Source organism: Streptomyces sp. T12 (assembly GCF_028736035.1).
Lineage (GTDB): Bacteria > Actinomycetota > Actinomycetes > Streptomycetales > Streptomycetaceae > Streptomyces.
The window spans coordinates 614,201-639,315 of the sequence record NZ_CP117866.1 but is presented as its reverse complement, the minus strand read 5'-3'; the positions used below and the strand labels follow the sequence as shown (position 1 = coordinate 639,315).

Below are 25,115 nucleotides of genomic sequence, written 5' to 3'. Positions count from 1 at the left end.
ACTGGCGCGAGTCCCGGGGCTGGATCGCACTGCCGCCCCGGCCACTTTCATGATCCACCGAGACGGTCAGGGGCAGACCCGCATGTACGGACGGTCCGGAACATAGGTGCGCCACTGCGCCCGGGTCAGCTCCGCGTTCCCGGCACGGGAGCAGACAAGGGACACCGCTCGGTCAGGATCCACGACGTATCGCTGGAGCGGGACGTGCTTGCCGCCGGCGTACAGCATGGTGCTGTCCGGGCTGAAGGCGAGCGTGTCGACGCTCTCACCGGCGCTGGGCAGAGAAGGACCGAGAGGTTGCTGGGTCGAGATGTCCCAGAGTTGGACGGTGCCCGCGTCGCCGCCCACGGCGAGCGTGCTGCCGTCCGGACTGAATGCGAGGGCCGTGATCGTCTCGGCCGAGTCGGAGGACGGATCGACGGGCGCCAGAAAGACGTTCCTCAGGATGCCCGCTCGGTGCCGGAGGTCGCCGTCCCAGACGGCCACCCGCCCCGTACTGTCGCCGGCCGCCAGGCCGGAGCCGTCGGGAGCGAAGGCGAGGGCTGCGATGTCGTCGTGCTGGACGAGGTCATGGGCGTGGGACCGGCCCGCTCGGACGACGCGGTTGTCGGTCACGAGGAGCCCGCCGTCTCGGCTGACGGCCAGATGCCGGCCGGCCGGGCCGGGGAGGAGCGCCGTCCTTCGCCGCTGCGTGGTGTCCCATGTCTCGTTGACGATGCCGTCGTCGGTCAGACGTGCGGTGAGGAGCGTACGACCGCCCGGTCCCAGGGCGATCGCGTCCGGCGCCATCGCGGACGCCGTCGCCAGGTCCACAGTGGTCTTCGCCCGTCCGGCGGCCACGTCCCACACCGTCAGACGCTGAGGCACCGTGTCCCAGCCGACGGCGGAGACTCCGTACGCGAACACGCCGCCGTCGGGGCTGAAGGACAGCAAGGGCTCGGTGACGTCCGCGGGGACCGTCGGTGTGCCGGTGCGGAAGGCGGGATGAGACGGGTCCGGCAGGGTGCGCAGCAGACGGCCGTCGCGTGTGCTCCGCAGCCGGAAGACGTGGCGGTCGCCGATACGTTCGGCGGTGGCGAGCGTCCTGCCGTCGGGGCTGAGCCGGACCCCGGTGAGCGGACTCGTGCGCCAGGCGCGGGTGAGCGTCGTGGTGAGGTCGAGGGTGTGGACCGTGCCCCCTTCGAGGTACCGCAGCAGGGGCCGTGAGGAGTCCCAGGCGAGATCGGAGAGCGTCTCGTTGTCCAAGGAGTGCCGGAAAACGGGGGCGCCGCCGCTGGGCAGACGCCACACTCGGATCTCCTGGCCGCCGCCGGTCGCCAGAAACGAGCCGTCCGCGCTCACGACGGCGGAATCGGCACCCTGGTGGGCGACGTTGGCGAGCTCTCGTCCCGACGCGGTGTCCCATACACGCACCCGGTCCCCGGCGAGAGCGAGGAGCCGGCCGCCGGTGAGGCCCAGGAAGGCGCCGTCACCACAGACGCCGCGAGCGCTCGTCCAGCCACCGGAGCGGACGCTGCGCGTGGAGGTGTCCCAGACCTGCGGGGCCCGGCCGGGCGGGCAGACGGCCAGCAGCCGGTCGTCGGCCGCCGCGTGGGCGAGCTCCCCCCGGCCGGCCGACGGGGTCCGGAAGACCAGATGGCCGTCGGTGACGGAGTAGAGCCCGGCCCGGTCGTCGTCCGGGCTCCTCACCAGGTAATTGCGGCCACTCGCCCCGAAGGTCACGGTGTCCCTGAACGGCAATGGGCCCCCGATCCAGCGCCTCGTTCGGGTGTCCCACAGCCGCTGGGTCTGCTGGGCGGTCTGGATGACGAGCACCCGGCCGCCCGGACCCGCGCCGAGTATCGCCCCGTGAGGTACCGGCCCCGAGGCGATACGGCGGTGGGTGCCCACATCCCACGTCCGCCAGGTGTTGTCGCCGATGCTGAGCAGAGTGCGCCCGGAGCTGTCGAGGTACCGGTTCGGTTCGTCACCGGGAGCCGGGTCGGTGAAGTTGCCCAGTTCGGGCTGGGCCAGCGCGCCCAGCAGGGCGCGGCGGGACTCCGGAAGCGGAGAAATGCGCCATGCGGCGACGCCGAGCAGCATCGCTGTGCGCGGGTCGGTGGTACGCAGCGCCTCGGCGACCGCGGCCACCCGGCGGGCAGCCGTGTCGGTGGTCTGCTTCTCGCTGTCCTGACGCAGTCGTACGGCGGTCAGGCCGACGACCAGGGCCACCGCCAGCACGGCACAGAGCGAGGCCGTGAGCGTGCGGCTGCGGCGCCGGGCCCGGGTGGCGGCCCGCTCCTCCGTCGCCCGCTGCTCCGCCGCGGTGACCAGGAAGGCCGTCTCCTCGGACGTCAGACCGTCGTAGCCGCGGTCGTCGCCCGCGAACAGCTCCTCGGCCCGCGCCAGGCGGGTGCCCCGGTAGAGCGTGCCCGGGTCGCGGTCGTGCTCCAGCCAGGTGCGGGCGGCGTCGGTCAGCTGCCGGTGGTGGCGCAGCCGCTCCCGGTCCGCGTCGATCCACTCGCGCAGCCGCGGCCAGCAGGTGATGAGTGCCTCGTGGGCGAGCTGCACTCCGTCGTCGTCGGTGGTCAGCAGCCGGGCCCGGGTCAACCGCCCGGCGACGGCCCGCACTTCGGGGTCCTCCCACCCGGCCATTTCCTCCCAGCTCAGCGGGCGGCGCGTGTCGGCGTTGCCCTGGCCGGGCTCCACCATCCGCAGGAGCAGGTGCCGGGCAGCGTGCGCCTGCGCCGGTGAGAGTTCCCCGTACGCCTCCTCGGCGCTGGCCGCGATCGCGCCGCGTACCCCGCCGGCCGCTTCGTACGCGGCCAGGGTCAGCATCCGTCCCTTGCGCCGCCGCCAGGTCTCCAACAGGGCGTGGGACAGCATCGGCAGTCCGCCGGGCTCGTCGAGCACGTCCTCGACGATCCGTGCGGTCAGGGTCCGCTCCACGATGAGCCCGGCCGCCTGCGCGGGACCGATCACCGCCTCGCGCAGTTCGTCGGCGGTCATCGGCCTGACCAGGAGCCCGCTCCCGTGCAGTGCCTCCGCCAGTCGCGGGTGCTCGGCGCACCGCGCATAGAAGTCGGACCGTACGGCTATGAGCACGCGCAGTCGGCTTCCCGGGTCGCGCGCGGCGAGCAGAAGGTCGAGGAAGCGGTCCCGCTCGGCGCGTTCGCGGCAGAGGGTGAAGACCTCCTCGAACTGATCCACCACCACCCAGCTCTCCGGCTCGTCGGCCGTCGGCGTCAGCAGATGTCCGTAGGTGGTGGCGGGCCGGGCTCCCGGAGTGAGGATGCGAAGCACCGCCGTACGTCCCTGCTGCGCGATCTTCTCCCGCAGCAGGGGGATCAGACCGGCCCGCAGCAGGGAGGATTTGCCGCTGCCGGACGCCCCGAACACGACGGCGAACGGGGACCCGTACCCCAGCTCGCTCAGCTCGTCGATCAGTCGGTCCCGGCCGAAGAACAGCTCACGGTCGTCCGGCTCGAAGCGCGCGAGGCCAAGGTAGGGCGGTGCGGCGTCGGCATCCTCCTGCCTCTCCTCCCCGGCCAGCGCCTCGGCCTCCGCCCACCGTGCCTCCCACGGAACGGGGTCGACGCCGCATGCCTGGACGTACGCCCGGAGCACGGCCAACGACGGCAGCCGCTCGCCGCTCGCCGCTTTCGCCAGGGTCGTCACCGAGAAGCCGGCCTTCTTCGCCATGGCCCGGTACGACACTCCACCCGCCGAGCGGCGCAGTTCCCGAAGATCGTGGGCGAGTCGCTGCACGGGACCGGCCGCCGCATCGACCGGTAGTTCGGGGCGCCCCATGGCGAAGCCTCTTTCGCATACAAGAAGAACATGCTGATCAGCAGCACAAGGTACTTTTCGTCCCCCTCGGGCGAGAACCCTTTCCGAATGTGATGTTCGCCGGAGAAGTTGTTCGTACCAGCGGTGCTGGGTTTGTTTTCCCTGATGAGAGGAGGATGGCTGACAACTCCCGGGTTGCCGGGCTCGGTCCCGCCTTGGCGCTCTCATTGCCGAGCGAACACCTGACAACCAGGAGAACCAGAACCACGGCCCCATCACACGTCGTCACGACGGACCCCGTACGGAGCTCTCGTCACCGAAAGCAAACGATCCCGACGGCAGTGACCGCTCTCGATGACGGCCGAATCCTGGCCCTCCACGCGCATCCCGCCGGACGTACGAGCCGCGCACCTTCGTGGATCAGTGGGCTCACCGCGGCGGCAACAACCAGCGGCTCCGTCTTCCAGGGCCCGTGGCCCGTGCACGTCCTCGACACGGTCGAGGACGATGTCGCTGGTCGCCGGGGGCCCGGAGATGAGCGGCAGCGGCCGGTAAAGGGTCGAGCCGGCTCAGCGCCTCAGGCACATCGGGGGCGATCTGGTCCGCCCGGTCCACGCAGATGTGCTGGTCCGGCAGCAGGGTCAGGGCCCTGCGCCCCTGGCCGGGGCCGTGGTGGTGCTTCCGGAGTGGACGGCCGTCCCGCCGCTCGGGGGTCGGGCCCGGACATGCTGCGCACGCGGCCCCTCGCGGATCCGACAAGGGCTGCTGCAATTCCTCGTCGGGGGCCTCGCCGCCTCCGCCATGAGCCTGCCCGGCCAGTTCACCGCAGTCTCCATGGGCGCCACCATGACCATCTGCGCCGCAGCCGCACTGGCCGTTCTCCATGCTCGCCGTACGTGAAACACCTGCTCATTTCCGGAGTATCCGGGGCCATGTGCCGGTGCGTTCGGGCACCATCGAGCGCGCACGTGGCAGGTGCTACGGGCTGCGGAAGCCTTCAGTCGTGAACCTGGACTTAGAGGTCGTTTTCTCCTGTTGTTTCATCCCGAGATGCGGATTTCATCCGTTGATGTCGGGTCGCGCCAGGAGGTGGTGGCCTCGCCGGTGAGGCGGCGGGCCATGAGGTCGGTCATGGCCAGGTGGATCATGGCTTCGGAGCGGTGCGGGTGGGTTTCGTAGTCGCGGACCAGGCGGCGGTGCAGCATGAGCCAGCCGTAAGTCCGCTCCACGGCCTAGCGTTTCGGGATCGGGGTGAACCCCCTTGTCCCGGGGGCGCGTTGGGCGATTTCGAGGTCGACGCCGAGGGCGGCGGCATGCTCGAGCAGGGCGCGGCCGGCGGTGGAGTCCTGGACACGGGCCGCGGTGACCAGCACCGCCAGCAGCAGGCCGAGGGTGTCGGTGATGATGCTGCGCTTGCGGCCCACGATCTTCTTGCCCGCATCGATGCCCTGCGTCCTGGCGGGAACAGAGGTGGAGGTCTTGACGCTCTGGGCGTCGATCACGCAGGCCGAGGGGTGGCGGTGTTTGCCCTACTGCCGGCGCACCAGCTCCCGTAAGAGGCCGTTGAGCTGGGCGAAGATGCCGTCGGTCTGTAATTTGGCGAAGTAGCCGTAGACCGTCTGGTGGGGCGGGAAGTCGTGCGGGAGGTAGGCCCACTGGCAGCCGGTGCGGTCCACGTAGAGGATCGCGTTCATGATCTCGCGCAGGTCGTGCCGGGGTGGCCGGCCGAAGTCCAGGGCCCGGCCCCGGCGTTCGCAGCGCCAGGTGGACAGTACCGGCTCGATCAACTCCCAGCGGGCGTCGGACAGATCACTCGGGTATGCGCGACGTTCCGTCATGACCTGGGCGTGCCGCTGGGTTGGGGGCGTGCGCCCAGGCGTGCATCCTGCCCCGCGGAAGCACGGCACAGACGGGGGCGTCCAGGAATGAAACAGGCGCAAGCCAACACCGCCCCCGCACGTCACACCATCTGCACCGCCAAACACGACCGGTTCAGCACCCTCATCGGCACCAGATCACCGTCCTGCACAAAAATGGATCTATCACCGTACTGTAGATGAAAACAACCTCTTACAACGACGAAGTCCACGTCACCGGCCGCGGCTGCGCGCAGCGGGCTGGCGACGCCCTCGAAGACACGGATCGGCCGCAGGTTGACGTACTGGCGGAAGCCGCGGCGGATCGGGATCAGCAGCCCCCACAGCGAGACGTGGTCCGGCACTCCCGGGTAGCCCACCGCGCCGAGCAGGATCGCGTCCTTGTTACGCAGCTGGTCGAGCCCGTCCTCGGGCATCATCGCGCCCTCGCGGACGTACCGCTCGCAGGACCAGTCGTAGGAGGTGTACGAGAAGCCGAAGCCGTGGCGGGCTCCGACGGTGTCCAGGACCTGCTGGGCGGGAGGCAGTACTTCGGCGCCGATGCCGTCGCCGGGGATGAGCGCTATGGGGTGGTCGGTCATGCGTCGATTGCAGCAATCGGGTCGCGAGGCAGTCCAAGACGTTCTGTCGATCTGCCTTACAGGGCCGGCCCATCAGGCGCTCTCCTCGTCCTTGACGGCATCGAGCGCGCAGGTCAGGAAGGTGCGTGCGGCTGGAGACTGGTCGGTGCGGCGGCTGACCAGCGCTATGCGCAGGGTTGTTCTCGGTTCTATGTCCAGGACCAGTGCGCCGGCCCGCTCTGCGGTGGCGCGCCAGGACTCGGTGACCACGGCCAGCCCGACTCCCGCGAGGACCAGCGGGAGGATCGCCACCCGGTGCTCGGTCTCCGCCGCGATGATGAAGGCCATGCCGTGCTCGCGCGGGCCGTCCACGTACGCGCGCATGCCGGTGCCTCGCTGGCCTACGATCGCCGCCGCCCGGCCAGCTTCTCGCAGGCGACCGGACGGCCCGCGGGGAACGGGCCGCGCACCATGTCGACGACATCGCGGGAGGTGAAGGCGGCCCGGATGTTCACCGAGCCCCGGGATACCGGCTACTGAACGCACGGATCATGGTGGTCAGTGGCTCCACCGCATGGGACGGCATCGCGGCGATGTCCAGCCGTCCCTCGCGCAGCTCGTGTACGGCTGCGACGCTTGCGCGGGCCGTCTCCAGGCTGCGTACGGCCGCCCGGGCCGGCTCGATCAACGCCGTCCCCGCCTCGGTCAGCACGGCTCGGCGGCCGATCCGGTAGAACAGACTGCTGCCCAGGTCCCGCACCAGGGCCTGCACGGCCTGGGAGAGCGACGGCTACGAGAGGTACAGGGCAGACGCCGCCCGGTTGAAGCCGCCGTGATCCACGATCGCGAGAAAGTACTCCAGTTGGCGGATGTCCATGCCTGCATACTCTCCTCGGTGCACGGTGATGCGGGCAGGGGTGAGGGTCGTCCCTTGCCGTCAGTCTCTGGCGGGCGGCTCGCACTGTGTACAACGGACCAGGACCGAGCCAGGCCGCGGATGATTCGGTCGCGGGACCGCCTCATTGATGCGCTGGGCGTCTCTATGCCCTCCTTGGCCAAACCTGGGGAAGAGGCCACCGTGGGCGCCCTGCGCAGGGCCGCGGGTGACCACGACGTGTCCGTCAGGTCCCGTAGCCACCAGATCGTCGCCCCTGCCGAGGAACTCGCCGTCTATCGCAAGAAGGCCGAGGCGGCGCTCGCCGCCGCGCAGCAGAAATGAGGCAGGCGGGCGGGGGTTGGCGGAGGACCGGCCCACGTGCGCGCGGTGCGGCCAGGCCGTCGGCCATGCCCGGCCCGCACCTCAGCCCGGTCGTTCTGCCGCGCGCACCAAGCCGGTCTCGTACGCGATGACGACCAGCTGAGCCCGGTCGCGGGCGCCGAGCTTGGCCATGGCCCGGTTGGCGTGGGTCTTGACGGTGACCGGGGTGACGAAGAGGCGTTCGGCGATCTCGTCGTTGGCCAGGCCGGAGCCCACCAGGGTCAGCACTTCCTGTTCCCGGGGAGTCAGAGTGGCCAGCCTGCGGGGGTCGACGAGGTCGCCGGGGGCAGGGTGGGCCAGGACGCGGGCGATGAGGCCCTTGGTGGCTGCCGGGGAGAGCAACGCCTCGCCGGCGGCCACGAGCCGGACGGCGTCGAGAAGATGCGCCGGTTCGACCCCCTTGCCCAGGAAGCCGCTAGCGCCGGCCCGGAGGGCCTCTACGACGAGGTCGTCCTCCTCGAAGGTGGTCAGGACGAGGACCTTGACTCCAGCCAGGTCCTCGTCCTGAGCGATCAGCCGGGTGGCCTCGATGCCGTCCAGCTCGGGCATCCGGATGTCCATGACCACGACGTCGGCACGCTCGGACCGGGCCAGCCGCACCGCCTCCCGCCCGTTGGAGGCCTCCCCGACGACCTCCATGTCCGACTGTGCGTCGATGAGGAGCCGGAACGTGCCCCGGAGCAGGGCCTGGTCGTCGGCGAGCAGGACGCGAATGGCCATGGGTGATCTTTTCTCACGTGGGGTCAGACAGTGGTGGGGGCGAGCGAGAGCGGCAGGTCGGCGACGACCTGGAAGCCCCCCTCGGGTCGCGGCCCAGCGGTCACGGTACCGCCGATGGCGGTGGCCCGTTCGCGCATCCCGATCAGCCCGTGGCCGGTTCCCGCGCCCTTGGGCGCGCCCGGCCGCCCGTCGTCGGTGACGGTGATCCGGAGCGAGTGCACCCCGTAGTCCAGCACCACCGCGGTCCGGGTCGCGGAGGCGTGCTTGTGCGTGTTGGTGAGTGCTTCCTGGATGATCCGGTAGGCGGTCAGCTCGGTCGCGGGTGCCACTGGCGACGGATCGCCGGCCCGGGCCACCGACACGGGCATGCCGCTCGCCCGGAACCCGCTGACCAGGGCGTCGAGATCGGCCAGGGTCGCGATGGGGGCACGAGAGCCGGGCGCGTCGTCGGGCTGACGCAGCAGACCGACGGTGGCGCGCAGTTCGTCGAGCGCGGCGCGGCTGTTGTCCTTGATGTGGGCCAGTGCCGCGTAGGCCTGTTCCGGGTTGGCGCGCATGAGGTGGTGGGCCACCCCCGCCTGGGCGTTGACCAGGGTGATGTGGTGGGCGACCACGTCGTGCAGGTCGCGCGCGATGCGCACGCGTTCCTCGGTGACCCGGCGCCGGGCCTCTTCCTCCCGCGTGCGTTCGGCGTGTTCCACGCGTTCCCTGGCCGCCGCGAGGTTCTGGCGGCGGTTGAGGACGGTACGGCCGAGCGCGGTGGCCGCGATCGCGAGGTCGAACCGCAGCAGGCCGGGACCCCCCACCACGGACTGCGCGTGGGTCGCGGCGTAGACACCGGTGATCGCCACGGCCGCCACGGAGCCGACGATCCACGCGGTGCGCCGGCTGCCGTGGAGGGCGAGGGTGTACAGGGCGACGAAACTCGCCGCCGGGGTCGGCGAGATGTGCGAGGCGACGGCCATCAGTGTGAGGTCGCCGGCCAGGGTGAAGAGGGCGACGCCCAGGGGCCAGAGGCTCCGGAAGGCCAGCGGCACGGACGACAGCGCCGTCCACACCACCTCGTCCCACCGCGGCTCGTGCCAGTGGGACGGGCCGACGGCGGTCGCCGCCGCGGCGATCACGATCAGCGGAACGGCGGGCAGCGCGTCTCTGATCCGGTCATGACGAGCCAGCCACTGGCGCCACACCATGGGCAGTTCCATTCCCTCACTCTATGAAGCGCGGGCCGGCGGAATCCGGGGCCACCCCGTTTTCCCCCGGCCCGTGCGGGAAATCGGTCCGTCGTGCCGACCGTCAGTTGGCCAGGTCGGCGGTCTCCCGCTCCGGCACCGCGTGCAGCGGCTGCGCCGGCTGGTCGGCAGGGCCTTCCACGGACACGTTGGGCAGCGCCCTGTCCAGACTGCGGGGCAGCCACCAGTTCGCCTTCCCGCACAGGTGCATGAGGGCGGGGACGACCATCATGCGGATCAGCAGGGCGTCCGCGGCGACCGCCACCGCGAGGCTGACCCCGAACTCCGAGATCACTCGCATGCCGCCGAACACGAAGGAGCCGAAGACGCAGACCATGATGGTGGCGGCCACGGCGATGACCTTGCCGGTCTCGGCCTGCCCGACCCGGACCGCGCGGTGGCTGTCACCGGTGTGGGACCACTCCTCGCGCATCCGGCTGACGAGGAAGACCTGGTAGTCCATGGACAGGCCGAACATGATGCCGACGACCAGGATCGGCACGAACGACTCGATCGGTCCGCCGGCGCCGAGTCCGAGCAGTCCGGCGCCGAAGCCGTACTGGAAGACGACCACGATCGCGCCGAACGCCACTCCGATGCTGAGGATGTTGAGCACGGCGCCGACCGCCGGGATGAGCAGGCTGCGGAAGGCGACGGTCAGCAGCAGGAAGCCGAGCGCGGCGATCACCAGCACGAAGACGGGCAGCTTGCCCATCAGGACCGAGGCGAAGTCGTCGTTGCTCGCGGTGACACCGCCCACGTAGACCTTCATCGACGTCCCCTGCTCGGCCTCGGGGATCACGTCGTCACGCAGGTGGTGGATCAGGTCGGAGGTGGCTTCGGACTGCGGGGAGGTCGTCGGGACGACGGAGACCACTCCGACGGTCTGCCCGTCCGTCATGGGCGCGGCGTTGGCACTGGCGACACCGTCGACCTTTCCGAGAGCGGTGACCAGCTTCGCCTCGGCTGCCTTGTCGGCGGCGGTGGGTGCCTGGACGGCCAGGACGAGCGGGCCGTTGAAGCCGGGGCCGAAGCCGCCGGCGATCATGTCGTACGCCTGACGGTTCGTCGAGGACGTGGGCAGGTTGCCGTCGTCGGACGCGCCGAGGCGCAGGGAGAGCGTCGGGAACGCGAGCGCCGTCAACACGGCCAGGGCGACGAGACCCAGAGTCCTGGGCCTGGCCTGCACCCGCTCGGCCCACCGGCCCCACACGCCGGTGCGGCCCGAAGAGCGCGGCTGTGTCCAGCCGGCCATCTCGCGGCGCTCCATGCGGCTGAGGACGCGCGGACCGATCATCCCGAGCAGCGCAGGCAGCAGGGTGATGGCGGCCAGGACGGTCAGCACCACGGTGACGGCGGCGCCGATCGCCATGCCGTTGATGATGCCGACGTTCAGGGTGAGCATGCCGAGCAGCGCGACGACGACGGTGAGCCCGGCGAAGACCACGGCCCGCCCGGAGGTGTTGAGGGACTTGGCGACCGACTCGGCGACGCTCATACCGGCCATCAGGTTGGCGCGGTGCCGGTTGACGATGAACAGCGCGTAGTCGATGCCCACGCCCAGGCCGATCAGCGAGCCGAGGGTCAGCGTCGTGTCGGAGAGCGTGATGACGTGGCTGAGCAGCATCACCGTGACCGCGGAGGTGCCGACGCCGATGACGGCCGTGATGATGGGCAGCGCCGCCACCCAGACCGCCCGGAAGACGAACAGCAGCACGATGAAGGCGAGGACGATGCCCATGGCGTCGGCGACCGCGTTCGGCTCCGGGTTGACGGTGAACGCCTGCCCGTTGAGGGCGATGTGCAGGCTCCCCGTCTCCGGTTCGGTGGCGAGTTCCTTCACGTGGTCCAGCTGGGCGTCCGAGACGTCCTGGTCGAACGCGACCGTCGCGTAGGCGGTCCTGCCGTCCTTGCTGATCTGTCCCTTGCCGACGGGTGTGTAGGGGCTGGTCACCGCGGCGACGCCCGGCGCGTCGGCGATGCCCTTGAGCGTGCCGGTCATCGCCTTCTCGGCGGCGGGCTCGGTGACCTCGCCGCCGTCCAGCTGCCAGACCACCCGGCCGCTCTTGCCCGCGGCGCTGTCGGAGGCCTGCTGCAGCAGGGCCGTGGCCTTGGCCGAGTCGGTGTCCTGTGAGGTCGGGCTGTTGCCGAAGGCGCTGCCGGCGGCGCCGACCCCGGCTCCCAGGGCGAGCAACAGGCCCACCCAGAGCAGGACGACGGCGAGCCGGTGCCTATGACACCAGCGGGCGAGAGGGGACATCGACGTGCCTTTCCAGAAAATGCCATGCAACGGAGCCGGTGATCACGGCCCACCCTCACGCTCGCAGTTCTCCGGCCTCTCGTCATTGGCCGTTCGCAGACACTTGCGCCTACTGCGATCGCAGCAGACGCGGTGGCGAAGAAATGGGGTGCCCCCCCTGTGGGCGGAGCGGAAACCGCTGGTCCAGACGTGGTGAGCAGGCCTGAGGCGCGAGCCGAGGCGGTGAGATCGTCGACACCGGAGCCGCCGGGCAGGCGACCGCTACGCCCCGACACCCCTACACCCAAGGCCGTTGTTGGTCGCCGCGCCCGTCCCCGACCCGGTCGCACAGCGCGAGCACCGGGAGGAGCGGCGCGGGCTCCTGGCGCGTGAGCGGGCGGAACAGGGCGCGGCTCAACGCGTCGACCACTGCAGCGACCCGGGACAGTTCGGCACATGAGCAGGGACATCGGTGATGACTCACGCAGCCTGCGGACATCTCCGCGAGGTGGCCCGGCGCGGGTATCCGTAGTCACGACGGCGCCTGCCTCGCCCGCCCGCCATGTCGCTGCCCCCGCAGCCCCACACCTCGCCCCCCTCGAACCGGGCTACCGGCGCGTGCTCGTGGCGCCCAGACCCGGCGGTGGGCTGACCTCGGCCTCCACCAGACTGGCCACCTCGCACGGCGAGGTATCGGCGGACTGTTCTCGCCACCCGGGGAAGGGGACGTGGTCGAACTCGGCGCGGGCACCCACACATTCTGCGTCGGTGGGCCTCCCGATCTTGTTGCCAAGCCGCAGCAGTGACGGCGAAGTGGAACTGATGGATGCCGTGGCCCACGGTGGGGCCGCCACCTCGGTCTCCCTCGAGACGAGAAATCCGGGCCGCCCTCACGCTCGTGGCCGGCGACGAGGTCGTCCTCGGCCACCGTTCCCTGGGAACGCGGTTCGCGATGTCCGTCATCAGGCTGATCCCGCTCTTCGTCGTCCTCTTGGTCGGCCGGCGCTACCTCGTCAAGGGAATCGCTGCCACGGGAATGAAGCAGCCGCACGGCGGGCGATCACGGAACCGAACAACTGGGCGTCTCGCTGGCGTGGCCAATCATGCCGACCGGGTCCCGTACCGAACCGGCATGGTGTCAGTTTCACCATGCGCGCGTCCGGGGCGGGGCAACGGACCTGTGGGCGAGCCTCCGGGCCGGACGCGGCCGTACTCCCTGAGCCGATGGCTCCCGCGAGACGGCCTGCCTCACATCGAGTTCAACGGCCCTGCCCGGCTTCCGTCGGGACGGGGTCCGCGCTCTCCCGCAACTCGCCGAGTATGCGCGCCTGTTCGGCCTGGTAGCGCTCAATGGCCGCGAGTTTGACGCCTTCGTATCCACGGACCGCATCGGGCAGTTCCGCGAGCCGGCGGACCTCGGCCAGGTTCTCCTCGTTCAGGAGCGCGAGCGCGGTCTTGATCGACTCCCGGTACTCGACGACGAGTTCACGCTCGATGCGTCGCACGTGCTGGAGTCCGAACACGTCGAGGCGGGTTCCTCGAACGCGCCGCAGCCCATGCAGCAGTTTGAGGACCGGGCGGAACCAGCTTCCGAGAGCGACCTTCCTTTCCATGCCCAGGGCTCGCAGGACGGGCGGATGCAGGCGGTAGGAGCGTCGGCTCGCGCTTCCGAATGCCGCGGTGATGTGGTCGTCCACGGCTGGGTCGATGGCGAGTCGTGCGACCTCGTACTCGTCCTTGTATGCCATGAGCTTGTGGAGACAGCGGGCGACAGCCTCGGTCAGCTCGGTCGAGCCGTCGGCGGCAGCGCGCTCCGTGGCTGCCACCGTCTGGACGAAGTCGACGTAGGCGCGGGCGTAGCGCCTGTCCTGGTAGTCGATGAGGTCGGCCACACGCACGGTGAGGAGGCGATGCAGCTCCGATTCCTCATCATCGGTGACCAACGCCACGAGCTCGGTGGTCCCGGCGGGCAGCCGCAGTTCCACGTCTGGGAGCGTCGGGTCGGCAAGCGCGGCACTCAGCGCCTCGGGGTCGGCGACCGCCTGGCGGCCTCGCCGGAAGGCCTGCATATTGCGTTCGACGGCGACTGCGTTCAGGGTGATGGCCTCTTCGATGGCCGAAGCCGCCATCGGCAGCAGCCCGGTCTGGTAAGCGGCACCCACCAGGAGCATGTTGGCGTACTGCTCGTCGTCGAAGAGCTGCGTGGCCAGCGAGCCGGAGTCCAGAGCGATGAGCCGGCGCATTGCGTCGTGGACGGCATGACGTACGACATCGGGAGCCGGGAAGCTGACGGTCGTGTCGACCACCATCTGGCCGGTGGGTATCTCGGTTGTGGTCATGACGGCGACGGTGCGATCCGCGGAGGCGACGGAGAGGTACTTCGGGTCGGTCGCGACGAGCGGATCGCACGCGAGGTAGAGGTCGCATTGTCCCTCGGCGATCTTGGCGCCCTGTTCGACGACATCATCAGTGATCTTGATGTCGGAGACGACCGCGCCGCCCTTCTGGGCCAGTCCGGTCTGGTCGAGGCTGCGGGCGTGGCGGCCGTCGATGACGGCCGCGGTCGCCAGCACCTGCGAGATGGTGACGATGCCGGTTCCCCCGATCCCGGTGATCCGCATGCCGAAGGAGTCGGCGCCGGCCGTGCGGGCCGGCTCGGCGATGTCGGTGGCCCCCAGGGCGGGAAGGTCGGCGTGCTTCGGCTTGCCGGCGGGCGTGATGGTCATGAACGCCGGGCAGTCGCCGTCGAGACACGAATAGTCCAGGTTGCACGAGGACTGGTCGATCCTGGTCTTGCGGCCGAACTCGGTCGAGACCGGGTGAACCGACAGACAGTTCGACTTGCGGCCGCAGTCACCGCAGCCCTCGCAGATGCGCTCGTTGATCCACACGCGCGTCGTCGGCGCCTCGGCCTTGCCGCGCCGACGCGCACGCCGTTTCTCGGCGGCGCATTCCTGGTCATGGATGAGGACCGTGACACCGGCAGTGGCCTTCAGCTCCGCCAGCGCTCCCTCGATCTCGGCCCGGTCCAGAACCTTCACCGACTTCGGAAGCCGGGCCCGCGGGATGCGGGCCCGGTCCTCTGTCGTGATGATCACTTTGGCGACGCCTTCGTGCAGCAGCATGGCGGCGAGCCGGTCGACCGGCAGGGCACCGACGGCGTCCTGGCCGCCGGTCATGGCGACCGTTCCGTTGTAGAGCAGCTTGAACGTGACGTTCACCCCCGCGGCGACCGCTGCCCGGACGGCCAGACTGCCCGAATGCATGAAGGTGCCGTCACCGATGTTCTGCACGAAGTGGTCGGCGTCGACGAACGGCTCCATTCCGATCCACTGAGCACCTTCCCCGCCCATCTGGGTCATGCCGACGACCGAGCCGACCTGTTCGGGATCCATGAACACGACCATGGAGTGGCAGCCGATCCCAGCGCCGACCAGTGAGTCCCCGCCGGCGGTGGTCGAGGTGTTGTGCGGACACCCCGAGCAGTAGTACGGGCTGCGGGCCAGAAGCGGCAGCGCCAACGTCGAACGCGCTTTGGGCCGCTGACGCCATGCGCGGGCGGCTTCGATGCCGAGCGGAGCGAGCACCCTGGACAGTCCGGTGGCGATGCTGTCCACGTCGAGCTCTCCTGAGCGACTGAACAGCGATTGCCCGTCCTGGTCCTGTTTGCCGTGGACGACCGGGGCGTTGGGGCGGCCGTAGAGGATCTCCTTGACGGCGGTTTCGAGGAACGGCCGTTTCTCCTCGACGACGACCAGCTGGTCGAGACCGTCCGCGAACTCGATGACGGCGTCGCGTTCGAGGGGGAAGACCATGCCGAGCTTGAGGATCCTGATGCCGTACCGTGCGAGGTCTGTGTCGGTGAGGCCGATGATGCGGAGGGCCTCGCGGACGTCGAGGTAGGTCTTGCCGGATGTCAGGATGCCGATGGTGTCCGACGGCCCGCGCTGGACCAGGCGGTTGAGGCGGTTGAGGCGGGCGTACGCCACGGCACGAGGGAGGCGGATGTCGTGCAGGCTGCGTTCGAGGGCCATGAGGTTGGCGCCCAGGAGCATGGAGCTCGGCTTGTGCGGGCTGGGGCTCCCGTCGCCCTCGGTGCCCGTGATCCGATCGCGTGCCACGACGGCCGTGGACGCTGAGTCCGCCACGGCGGTAGTGATCTTCAGGCCCGACCACAGGCCGCTGAACCGGGAGAGGAACTGCGCGTGGAGCCCGAAGTCGAGGACGTCCTGGGCATCGGCCGGGTACAGCGTCGGGATCGCCAGGTCCGCGAGCGTCGCCTCGCTGGCACACGGCACGCTGGACGACTTGGCTCCCGGGTCGTCGCCGACCAGCGCGACCGCACCGCCGGAAGGGTCGGTTCCCACCAGGTTCGCGTGGCGGAGAGCGTCGGAGGCGCGATCGAGGCCGGGGGACTTGCCGTACCAGATGCCCACGACGCCGTCGCACCGCGAAGCGCTGACCTGGCCGGCCAACTGGCTGCCCATGACGGCGGTCGCGGCGAGCTCCTCGTTCAGCCCCGGTTTGTGGACGATGTCGTGCTCGTGCAACAACGCCCCGCGTCGGCCCAACTCGATGTCGTAGCCGGCGAGTGGTGATCCCTCGTATCCCGAGACGAATGTCGCGGTATGCAGTCCGTTCGTGTTGTCACGCCGGGAGCGGTCCAGCAGAACGCGGACGAGAGCCTGGATCCCGGAGAGGTGCACGACGCCTTCCTCGCGGCGGTAGCGGTCATCCAGACGGAAGCGTCGGCTGCCCGGCTGCCCGGTCTCGGTGATGGGTGCAGTCATCGTCCTCTTCCTCACAACAATCTGGGGCTGCTGAAGGTCCCGCCCGTCTGCGCGTGCGGAGAGACGGCTTCCTCGCGGTCAGGCTGGTTCGCCCAGCCGAGCAGTCGCCCAGCCGAGCAGTGCGCCGCGGAACGCCGATACCAGTCGGCGCGTGATCTGAGCGGGCGGCAGTGAGAGCGTGTCACGCAGGTCGAAGATCTCCCGAGGGTCGAAGAGGACGTTCCACAGGAAGGCGGCCTCGTCCTCGACGCCGACGAGCTCGCCCACCCCGAGAATCGCCACGAGTTCGCGGATGGGGCGGGCGAGGGCCTCCGCCTGGCCTTCCAAGTACGGCTCCTGGGCCTTGTACCGCGCGAGGAACCCTTCCGAGGACCGGCGGTGCACCAGCGCCGCGCCTTCGGCGAGGATGAGGTCCACCCAGAAGCCGCAGACACTCTCGAGCAGGGCCAGACCGTTGCTCGGCTGCTCGAGACTGTGATCGCGGAACTTGCCCACGATGTCCCGTCGGTAGGCGCTGAGGGCGTCGTCCGCGGACTCGAAGTGCCGGTAAGCCGTCGCGACCGACACATCCGCCTGCCGAGCGATGTCGGCGAGGCTGATCGGCTGCTCGCAACGCTCGAAAAGCTCTGCGGCGGCCTGGATCAGCTTGGCGTTGTTCAACCGCTGATCCCTGCGCATGCGCGTCCTCTTCATGTCCGCGGCTCATTTCGTGGGCGCCTGCTTGGCCTGCGTGCGCATGCCCTGCTCGGATTCCGCGATCCGCGCCAGCTCGGCGGCGATGTCATACGCCTTCTTCAGGGGCACTGCGACGATGCCGTCGGCGTCGGCCACGACCACGTCACCGGGGGTGATGACGACACCGCCGATGGCGACGGGCGTCCCGACGGCTCCCGGGCCGTGTTTCCAGGGCCCTGCCGGCGTGACCGAGCGCGACCAAACGGGGAACTGCTGCTGCCGGATCTCGTCGCGGTCCCTGACCGCTCCGTCGACGATCGCTCCTACGGCACCCCGCGAGGAGAAGTACTGGGTGAGGATGTCGCCCATCACGGCCCGGCCCGGGTAACCGAATCCGTTGATGACGAGGAAGTCGCCGGGTTCGATGTGCGCGACGGCGTCGATCACGGCCAGATCGTCTCCGGCGACCGTCAGGACCGTCAGGGCGCTGCCCACGGCACGGCAGCCGTCCCAGAGGGGTGTGATGCCACCGTCGGGCATGCCGAGGCGCCCGAGTGCGTCTCCGATGTTCGCGACCGAGTGCCGCTGGAACTGTGCGAGCAACTCCCCGTCAGGACGCTGCCACTTCGGGCCGACCTCGATGTTGGGCGAACCGGCCGATGTCGGCGCGTAGGTCATTTCTGTCCTTCCCCTGTCACGTGATGAATGGGTGCCTGGACGACGTCGATCTCGAGGGAGGCGTCCGGGAGTCCGTGCGCCCGGGCTGTGACGGTGATCCGTCCCGTTTCCCCGGTGGCCCGGACGATCGCCAGGGCACGTCCCTTGAACGACGTGGCGGAATCGTCGAGGAAGCTCTCCTCGGTGGACGGCGCTCCCGTACCGAATCCTTGGAGGACACCGGGACCGTCGACCTGGATCGTGATCTTTGTGTCCCGGTTCGGGTTGAGTACACCGTTGTCGTCGATCAGGGTGATGTCGATGTGGACCAACCGCTGCGGATCGGCGCCGAGTTCGGTGCGGTCCGTCTCCAGGCTCAGGTGCGTGGGTTCGCCGGCGGTGCGCAGCGCCGAGCGTCCCACCTCCGCTCCGTCGCGGTACGCCACGACCTCCAGGAGACCGGGCTCGTAGGGCACGTCGGCTTCGGCGACGAAGTTCCGCTCGGTGCCGACGGGCACGGTCGCGACGGTGGTGCCGTTGAGCCGGAACTCGACCTCCTCGGCCGCCGCGTACGCCTCGACATGGAGCGGCGAGCCGACAGGAGCCTCGAAGGTCCAGCTGGGGAAGACATCGGCCCAGGTCCATGCCCTGGGCTTGATGACGTAACCGTCCTCCCGGGGGCGTCGCACGGCGAGGTAGGGCGTCTGTGTGAGCCCGTAGACGATCTCGCGGTAGTAGGAGATCGGGTGACGCTGCCCGATGATGTCGATGTCCCCGCACTCGGCGGTGAGCCACGGGTAGGGGGCGCGGTGTACCTGCTGGTCCTCGGGATAGACGTGCCGGCCGGTTCCGACCTCGCCGAGGAAGTCCCATGCGGTCCAGGTGAAGTCGCCGATGACGTGGGGGTTCTCGGTGACGAGCTGCCACAGCCGGTCGATCTTCGTCGGGAATGTCTCCGAGCCCACGACCACGCGGTTGGGGTACGCCTCCTTGTCCAGCACGTACCGGCTCTCGCCGTAGTTGAGCCCCACGACGTCGAGAACGGAGGCGGGTTCGACGAGTCGTTCTCCGACGACCGGCGAGGCCATGAGGGCGTCGATCAGGTGTGTCACCTGGCCCAGGTAGTCGTTCAGGCCCCGGACAGGGGCGGCGTCCTGGCCCAGTTCGGCCTTCAGCGCGGGGATCTTGTCGCGGGCGATGTACATGCCCTGGAGCGCGTGGGTGACCAGGCGGGTGGGGTCCTGCGCGCGCACCCGATCGGCGATCTGGCGGCCCAGGCGCGTACCGTGCGGGGTTCCGGCTTCGATGATCTCGTTGCCGATCGAGTACATGATCACGCTGGGGTGGTTGAAGTCCTTCGCCACGAGCGAGTCGACGTCGCGTTCCCACCACTGCGGGAATCTGCGCGAGTAGTCGTCACCGGACTTCGCGACCGTCCACACGTCGAACAGCTCGTCCATGACGAGCATGCCGAGACGGTCGCACGCGTCGAGCAGGGCAATGCTCATCGGGTTGTGCGCGGAGCGTACGGCGTTGAAGCCCGCGGCCTTCAGCATCCGCACCCGCCGTTCGGCGGCGTCGGCGAAGTCGGCGGCGCCGAGGATGCCGTTGTCGTGGTGGATCGCACCGCCGCGGAGCTTGACGGTCTCGCCGTTGATCCGCAGGCCGCGGATCGGGTCGGCGGTGACGGTGCGGATACCGAAGTGCGTGGAAGCCTCGTCGAGCGGGCCGCTGTCGTCAAAGAGGCGCACGGAAGCGTGGTAGAGGTGGGGCGAGTCGACGCTCCACAGTGACGGCCGCTGGACGTAGGCCCGCTGATGGGTGGTGATCCCTTCGCCCGCCAGGAGCGTGACCCGGGCCCGGTCGGACGCCACCACCTCGCCCCCGGCGTCCAGGATTTCCAGAAGCACTTCGACGACGCGAGTGGAGACGTCCTCGTTGAGGATCTCGGTCGCCGCCACCACGGTGGCGAGATCGGCGTCGATGTCCGGCGTGGTGAGTCGCAGCCCGGTCGGGGTGACGTGGACGAGGTCGCCGACGAGGACGCTGACGGGACGGTGAAGGCCGCCCCCCGAGTACCAGCGGGAGTCCTGGTGTGCCTGTGCGTCCACCCGGACGGTGTTGGCCCGGCCGTACTGCAGGAAGGGGTCCGCGCTGACGTGGAAGCGGGAGTATCCGCCCGCCCACTGACCGGCGAGAGCACCGTTGATGTAGACCATCGCGTCGCGGTAGACACCTTCGAACTCGAAGGTGACTCGCTTCGTCGCCCATTCCTCCGGAACGTCCAACTGCTTCTCGTAGGTCCACTTTCCGTCGCGGAAGTAGCCCGTCTGCGGTCCACCGGAGTTCTCCGCGGACCGCCCTCCCCCCAGCATGGCGTCGTGCGGCAGGGTGACTTCTTCCTCGCCGGCACCGGCGACCACGATCGCCTCGTGAACGGACACGAGAGGGCCGACGCGCCACGCGTCGTTGAACGGGATGCGGATCATTGGAACTTCCTTGCTCGATCGTTCTAGAGGGTCGCGGCCGTGGGGTCCCAGTTCTCGTCCAGGGGGGCCGGCGATGCCACGGTGGATTCGAGGGTCAGCGGTGTCCCGGCCCGTGCCGCCTCCTCGATGGCGAGGAGCACGTCGAGAACGTGGCAGGCGAGAGCGCCGGAGGCGCGTTCCGGTACGTCGTCGCGTATCGAGCGAGCGAGGTCCAGCACCCCCACTCCCCGGCCCCACGTGGACCCGACAGCGGGTACGTCTTCCGGTTCCGCATGGAGAGGGACGAACCTGCCTGTTCCAGCGAAGCGGTTGGGGTCGGGGACCTCGAGTGAGGCTTCCGTGCCGTGCAGTTCGAGGAGGTCGCGGCGGATCCCCGAATCGAAGCTCGTGACGAGGGTCGCCCGAGCGCCGGAGGCGAACTCGAGCAGAGCCATGTGCTGACTCGGTACGCGCACGTCGAACTCGGTCCCTGCGCCCGCGCCGACGAGGACGCGCCTTACGGCTCGTGCGGTTGAGGAAACCGAGCTCACGCGCCGGACGGCACCCAAGGTCTGCACGAGCGCGGTGACGTGGTACGGCCCCATGTCCAGCAGCGGGCCGGCTCCCTGGTCGTAATAGAAGGCGGGATTCGGGTGGGTGCCTTCCGGCCCTGGGGACTGCATGATCGCCAGCGCGCTCTTCGGTTCGCCGATGCGGCCCGCGAGGACCGCTCGTTGTGCCGTCTGCAGGGCACCACCGAGGAACGTGTCGGGCGCGCAGGCCACGCGAAGTCCTCTCCGACCGGCCTTGTCCAGCAGCAACCGTGCTTCGCGGCGGCTGATGGCGAGGGGCTTCTCGCTCCAGACGTGCTTGCCGCTCGCGAGGATCCGGGCCGACACGTCGAAGTGGGCGGCGGGGACGGTGAGGTTCAGCACGATCTCGATGTCGTCGTGGGCCAGGAGCTCGTGGACGAGCAGGGGCCGCAACCCGAACTCCCGCGCACGAGCACGGGCGCGCTCATGGTCGAGGTCCGCTATCGCGATCACGTTCAGATCAGGGAACCGCGTCAGGTTCTCGAGGTAGTGGCTGCTGATGACGCCGGCGCCGATGACGCCGACACCCACTCGCTTGGAGTTCACCGGTCGACCTCCACCAGATAACGCAGGCTCTGCTGCACGGCTTCGAACGGGTCGCCCACGTAGTCGTCCAGTTCCACGACGCGGACCGCGTCCGGTGCGGCCTTCAGGATGTCCGCCACCGGCATCGCACCCTGGCCGACCGGCTGCTGCTCCAGGAGGGCTGTGGTGTACGGGCCGTCCTTGAGGTGCAGGAACTTGACGCGCGCCCCGAGCCGGGAGATCAACTCCACGGCGGAAGCGCCACCGACCTCGGCCCAGAAGGTGTCGAGTTCCAGGACGACGTCCTCGTCCAGCGCCTCCGCGAAGACTTCGAGGCCGGTCCTGCCGCCGAAGCCCTGACGGACCTCATGGTCGTGGTTGTGGTACCCGATGGTGACGCCTGCGTCCCGGGCAAGCCTCGCGACGGCGTTCAGACTCGCGGCTGCCGCTTCGATGTCCGCCCGAGTGGTCCAGCGCTGAGCGATGATGTGCGGTTCGATGAGCGTGCCGATTCCGAACTCTGCTGCCACGCGGACAGCCGCGGAGGCATTTCCATCGACAAGGCTCGCGTGTGCGCTGAGCGGGCACAGAGGTGTCTCGGCCAGCGCACGCCGGTACGCGTCGCGGTACTGCTCGAACCTCCACAGCTCCACGTTCTCGAATCCCATCGCGGCGACGCGCGCCAGCGTCCCAGGGAGATCGGTCGTGATGGCGTTGCGCAGCGTATAGAGCTGCACTGAGTACAGGCGCTCCGTCATCCGCGTTCTCCCTGGTCCGGCGAGAGTTCTCCCGCATGAGCCGTTGCCACCGTCTCGGCCAGGACAGCGAGCGCCTGGTCCACCGGTTCAACTGAAGAGGGCAGGTTCAGGAAGCCGTGCAGTACTCCGGGCACCGTGACATGCCGCACGGGTACGCCCGACTTCACGAGTGCGGCCGCGAACGCCTCGCTGCTGGCGCGCAGATCGTCGTACTCGGCGTCGAGTACCAGGGTGGGACAGAGTCCGTCCAGGACGGCGCCCGCGGGGAAGGCGTAGCCGTGCGGATCCGGCGTGCCGCCCAGGTAGTTGGCCGTCATCTCGGTCACGTCCTTCGGCAGGATCCGGACCATGCGCGGCAACGGCGCGAACGCCTCGGCCAGCGGCGGCGCGAGGGGCGGCGAGACGGAGTGCATGGTCGCATAGGCCAGTACCAGGGTGGCGGGCAGCCAGTTGTCGTCGTCCCGCAGGCGAAGTACGGCTCCTGCGGCGAGGTTCGCCCCCGCGCTCGCGCCACCGACGGTGAGCCGCGCCGGTTCGATGCCGAGCACCGCGGCGTTCTCGCGCACCCATCGGACGCCCGCCACGACGTCGTCGTGCGGCACCGGATACGTCACGCCGTCGACCGCGAGCCGGTAGTCCACGCTCACGACCACGGCATCGGCCCTGGCGCACACCTCGCGGGCGGTCCAGTCGGCCTCGTGCATGTCGAGATCGCCGAAGACCCATCCGCCGCCGTGCACCCAGACCAGGCCGGGGCGAGGCCGCTGCGGTGCTGACGGCGGTCGGTAGACGCGGACGGTTGTCGGGCCGTGCGGGCCGGGAATGCTCTCGTCGCTGGTTTCGACGGAGGGCAGTGCCGGAGCCGCCTCCCAGGTCCGGTATTCCTGGAGGCGCGGTTGCACAGCCGGATCGGCGAGTGCCTCGCGCCAGGACGGGAGGTCCTCGATCAGGCTGAGCCGGGCGGAGATGCTGGGGTGCAGGGCCATCAGGGTCGGGTCTCCAGGGGTGCGGGGGGAATCGGGTGCAGCGCGCGTAGGCGGGCGGCGGCGGGGGATGTTCGCTCAGCCTCGTGGCCGGCCGGAATTGCCGGGCGGGCAGGCCTACTTCACGCTCCCGGCGGCCAGTCCGGAGCGCCAGAACCGCTGCAAGACGAGAAACGCGACGATCAGAGGGATCACCGAGAGGAACGCGCCGGTGATGGTGATGTTGTAGGGGATGCCTTGGTTCACCCCTTCCCTCCAGTTGGCCAGCCCGACGGTGACCGGCTGGAGTTCGTCGCTGTTGAGCATGAGCAGGGGCAGCAGGTAGTTGTTCCAGATGCTGACGAACTGGAACAGGAAGATGGTGACCAGCGCGGGCGACATGATCGGCATGGCGACCCGCCAGAAGATCCGGGCCTCGCCGGCACCGTCGAGTCGCGCGGCCTCGATCAGTTCGTCCGGTACCGACGCTCCGGCGTAGATGCGCGACAGGTAGACCCCGAACGGGCTGACGACGCTGGGCAGGAAGACGGCCCAGTAGGTGTTGACGAGGTGGACCTGACTGAACATCAGGTACAGGGGCAGCGCGAACATGACGTCCGGGATCAGGACGGCGCCGAGGATGACGTTGAAGGTCAGGTCGCGACCGCGGAAGGGGTACTTGGCCAGCGCGTACCCGGCCATGGCGGACAGCGTCGTGCTCACCGCCGCGCCGCCGATGCTGTAGAGGGCGCTGTTCAGCAGCCATCGGGCGAAGATGCCGTCCTGTTCCTGGAAGACGTCACGGATGTTGGTCCACAGGTCGAAGTGGGAGAACCACAGCCCGTTCGTGGTGAACAGGTAGCCGCTGTTCTTCGTCGCGGTGACCAGCAGCCACCAGACCGGGATGAGCGTGTACAGGGCGAAGAGCGCCATGACCGCGAACACGCCCGCCCGGCCGGCCAGCGATGACGTACGCAGTCGCCCGGGAGGCCCGGCGGCGGCACGTGCTGCTGAGGGAGTGACGGTCGTCATGCGAAGGTGCCCTTCCGCTGGGTGAACTTGAGGAAGCCGAACGACAGCACGAAGGTCAGCAGGGCGAGGATGACCGACTGGGTGGCCGCGTAGTTGTAGTTGTTGATGTCCGCCGACTGCTGTGTGGCCAGGATCGGTGTGTAGGTCGGGGAGACGGTCGGGGCGACCTGACTCAGCACCGCGGGCTCGTTGAACAGCTGGGCGGTACCGATGATGGAGAACACGGTGGTGAGGATCAGCGCCGGCCGTACCGCGGGAATCTTCACGTGCCAGGCGACCCGCCACCCGGAACAGCCGTCCATCACAGCGGCTTCGGTGAGTTCGCCGGGGATCGCCTGCAAGGCCGAGTAGATGATCAGCATGTTGAAGCCGGTCCAGGCCCACGTCATCATGTTGCCGATCGAGGCGAGCACGAGGTCGCCGGACAGGAAGTTCACTTCGAGCCCGACGTGCCGCAGGGCAGCGGTGAACGGGCTGACGCTCGGTGCGTACAGGAACGACCACATGATCGCGGCGATCACGCCCGGCAGCGCGTAGGGCAGGAAGTAGATCTGCCGGAAGAACTTCTTGAACACGGCGCCACGCGAGTCCAGCAGCAGCGCCAGCAGGAGCGCCAGGCCCAGCATCACCGGCACCTGCACGATGCCGAGCGTGAACACCCGCAGGAACGACGACATGAACCGGCTGTCGTGCAGAGCCGTCACATAGTTGTCGAACCCGGCGAAGACAGTCGTCGACGGTCCCAGTCCGAGGCCGCTGCGGTGCGTCCTGAAGAAGCTCTGGTACACCGCGTAGCCGATCGGTGCGAGCAACATCGCCGTGAACAGCAGCCCGAACGGTGCCAGGAAGAGCACCGCGGAACGAGTGTGGCCACGGCCGGGGACACGCTTCGCTGCCGAGCCGGCGATGGGGTGGGCGAGAGCGTCGCCAGGCGTTCTTGTCGCCATGCCTGCTCCTTGCTCGTGAAGTGGTCCCGTGAAGTGAGGGACCGGCTGGTCATT

General features: G+C 69.4%; 16 protein-coding genes and 4 pseudogenes. 3 read left to right on the top strand and 17 right to left on the bottom strand.

What is annotated here, in order from left to right; all coding sequences use genetic code 11:
- Nucleotides 1-66: 66 nt before the first annotated feature.
- The 5 genes and pseudogenes from PBV52_RS02895 to PBV52_RS02875 form a co-directional block, all read right to left on the bottom strand.
- A complete protein-coding gene (locus tag PBV52_RS02895; RefSeq protein ID WP_274236672.1) occupies nt 67-3,789 on the bottom strand; it encodes a helix-turn-helix domain-containing protein in 3,723 nt (1,240 codons plus the stop codon).
- A 440-nt stretch (nt 3,790-4,229) separates the two neighbouring features.
- A pseudogene (locus PBV52_RS02890) lies at nt 4,230-4,437 on the bottom strand (LUD domain-containing protein); the annotation flags it as partial.
- A 371-nt stretch (nt 4,438-4,808) separates the two neighbouring features.
- Nucleotides 4,809-5,606, bottom strand: a pseudogene (locus PBV52_RS02885) (IS5 family transposase).
- Nucleotides 5,607-5,809: 203 nt separating this feature from the next.
- Nucleotides 5,810-6,226: pseudogene (locus tag PBV52_RS02880) on the bottom strand (isocitrate/isopropylmalate family dehydrogenase); the annotation flags it as partial.
- A 72-nt stretch (nt 6,227-6,298) separates the two neighbouring features.
- Nucleotides 6,299-7,082: pseudogene (locus PBV52_RS02875) on the bottom strand (LysR family transcriptional regulator).
- Nucleotides 7,083-7,256: 174 nt separating this feature from the next.
- Between PBV52_RS02875 and PBV52_RS02870 the strand changes: the two are divergent.
- The gene (locus PBV52_RS02870) at nt 7,257-7,424 is read left to right on the top strand and encodes a hypothetical protein (protein WP_274236670.1); all 168 of its coding nucleotides are present in this window, start codon (nt 7,257-7,259) and stop codon (nt 7,422-7,424) included.
- Between the two features lie 81 nt (nt 7,425-7,505).
- Here PBV52_RS02870 and PBV52_RS02865 read toward each other — a convergent pair whose 3' ends face one another.
- The 3 genes from PBV52_RS02865 to PBV52_RS02855 form a co-directional block, all read right to left on the bottom strand.
- Nucleotides 7,506-8,183, bottom strand: coding sequence for a response regulator transcription factor (locus PBV52_RS02865; protein WP_274236669.1), 678 nt, complete (start codon nt 8,181-8,183; stop codon nt 7,506-7,508).
- Nucleotides 8,184-8,206: 23 nt separating this feature from the next.
- On the bottom strand, nt 8,207-9,388 hold the full coding sequence (locus tag PBV52_RS02860) for a sensor histidine kinase (RefSeq protein ID WP_274236668.1): 1,182 nt from the start codon (nt 9,386-9,388) through the stop codon (nt 8,207-8,209).
- Between the two features lie 91 nt (nt 9,389-9,479).
- Nucleotides 9,480-11,675, bottom strand: coding sequence for an MMPL family transporter (locus PBV52_RS02855; RefSeq protein WP_274236667.1), 2,196 nt, complete (start codon nt 11,673-11,675; stop codon nt 9,480-9,482).
- Nucleotides 11,676-11,967: 292 nt separating this feature from the next.
- Here PBV52_RS02855 and PBV52_RS02850 point away from each other — a divergent pair, with 292 nt between their 5' ends.
- Nucleotides 11,968-12,114, top strand: a complete 147-nt coding sequence (locus tag PBV52_RS02850; RefSeq protein WP_274236666.1) for a hypothetical protein — start codon at nt 11,968-11,970, stop codon at nt 12,112-12,114.
- Entirely contained in the window at nt 12,111-12,998 is an 888-nt protein-coding gene (locus tag PBV52_RS02845) for an alpha-L-rhamnosidase C-terminal domain-containing protein (protein ID WP_274236665.1), read from the top strand. Before PBV52_RS02850 ends, PBV52_RS02845 begins: the two co-directional genes overlap by 4 nt.
- Here the strand turns inward: PBV52_RS02845 and PBV52_RS02840 are convergent.
- The 9 genes from PBV52_RS02840 to PBV52_RS02800 all read right to left on the bottom strand — a co-directional run bounded on the left by PBV52_RS02840 (nt 12,914) and on the right by PBV52_RS02800 (nt 25,061).
- Nucleotides 12,914-16,444, bottom strand: a complete 3,531-nt coding sequence (locus PBV52_RS02840) for an indolepyruvate ferredoxin oxidoreductase family protein (protein ID WP_274236664.1) — start codon at nt 16,442-16,444, stop codon at nt 12,914-12,916. The two genes, PBV52_RS02845 and PBV52_RS02840, sit on opposite strands and share 85 nt — an antisense overlap.
- Nucleotides 16,445-16,522: 78 nt before the next feature.
- Nucleotides 16,523-17,137: a TetR/AcrR family transcriptional regulator gene (locus tag PBV52_RS02835; RefSeq protein WP_274236663.1), complete on the bottom strand. Its 615-nt coding sequence runs from the start codon at nt 17,135-17,137 to the stop codon at nt 16,523-16,525.
- Nucleotides 17,138-17,146: 9 nt separating this feature from the next.
- Nucleotides 17,147-17,797 carry an RraA family protein gene (locus PBV52_RS02830; protein WP_274236662.1) on the bottom strand — a complete coding sequence of 217 codons (651 nt, stop codon included), beginning with the start codon at nt 17,795-17,797 and terminating at the stop codon, nt 17,147-17,149.
- Nucleotides 17,794-20,265 (bottom strand): glycoside hydrolase family 2 TIM barrel-domain containing protein, encoded by a 2,472-nt coding sequence (locus tag PBV52_RS02825; protein ID WP_274236661.1) that lies wholly within the window; start codon nt 20,263-20,265, stop codon nt 17,794-17,796. Before PBV52_RS02825 ends, PBV52_RS02830 begins: the two co-directional genes overlap by 4 nt.
- A 23-nt stretch (nt 20,266-20,288) precedes the next feature.
- Nucleotides 20,289-21,383 carry a Gfo/Idh/MocA family protein gene (locus PBV52_RS02820; protein ID WP_274236660.1) on the bottom strand — a complete coding sequence of 365 codons (1,095 nt, stop codon included), beginning with the start codon at nt 21,381-21,383 and terminating at the stop codon, nt 20,289-20,291.
- Nucleotides 21,380-22,120 carry a sugar phosphate isomerase/epimerase gene (locus tag PBV52_RS02815; RefSeq protein WP_274236659.1) on the bottom strand — a complete coding sequence of 247 codons (741 nt, stop codon included), beginning with the start codon at nt 22,118-22,120 and terminating at the stop codon, nt 21,380-21,382. Before PBV52_RS02815 ends, PBV52_RS02820 begins: the two co-directional genes overlap by 4 nt.
- Complete coding sequence (locus PBV52_RS02810) at nt 22,117-23,106, bottom strand: alpha/beta hydrolase (RefSeq protein ID WP_274236658.1); 990 nt, start codon at nt 23,104-23,106, stop codon at nt 22,117-22,119. Before PBV52_RS02810 ends, PBV52_RS02815 begins: the two co-directional genes overlap by 4 nt.
- Before the next feature lie 114 nt (nt 23,107-23,220).
- A complete protein-coding gene (locus tag PBV52_RS02805; protein WP_274236657.1) occupies nt 23,221-24,114 on the bottom strand; it encodes a carbohydrate ABC transporter permease in 894 nt (297 codons plus the stop codon).
- Nucleotides 24,111-25,061: a carbohydrate ABC transporter permease gene (locus PBV52_RS02800; RefSeq protein ID WP_274236656.1), complete on the bottom strand. Its 951-nt coding sequence runs from the start codon at nt 25,059-25,061 to the stop codon at nt 24,111-24,113. The genes PBV52_RS02805 and PBV52_RS02800 overlap by 4 nt, the downstream gene beginning before the upstream one ends.
- Nucleotides 25,062-25,115: the final 54 nt, after the last annotated feature.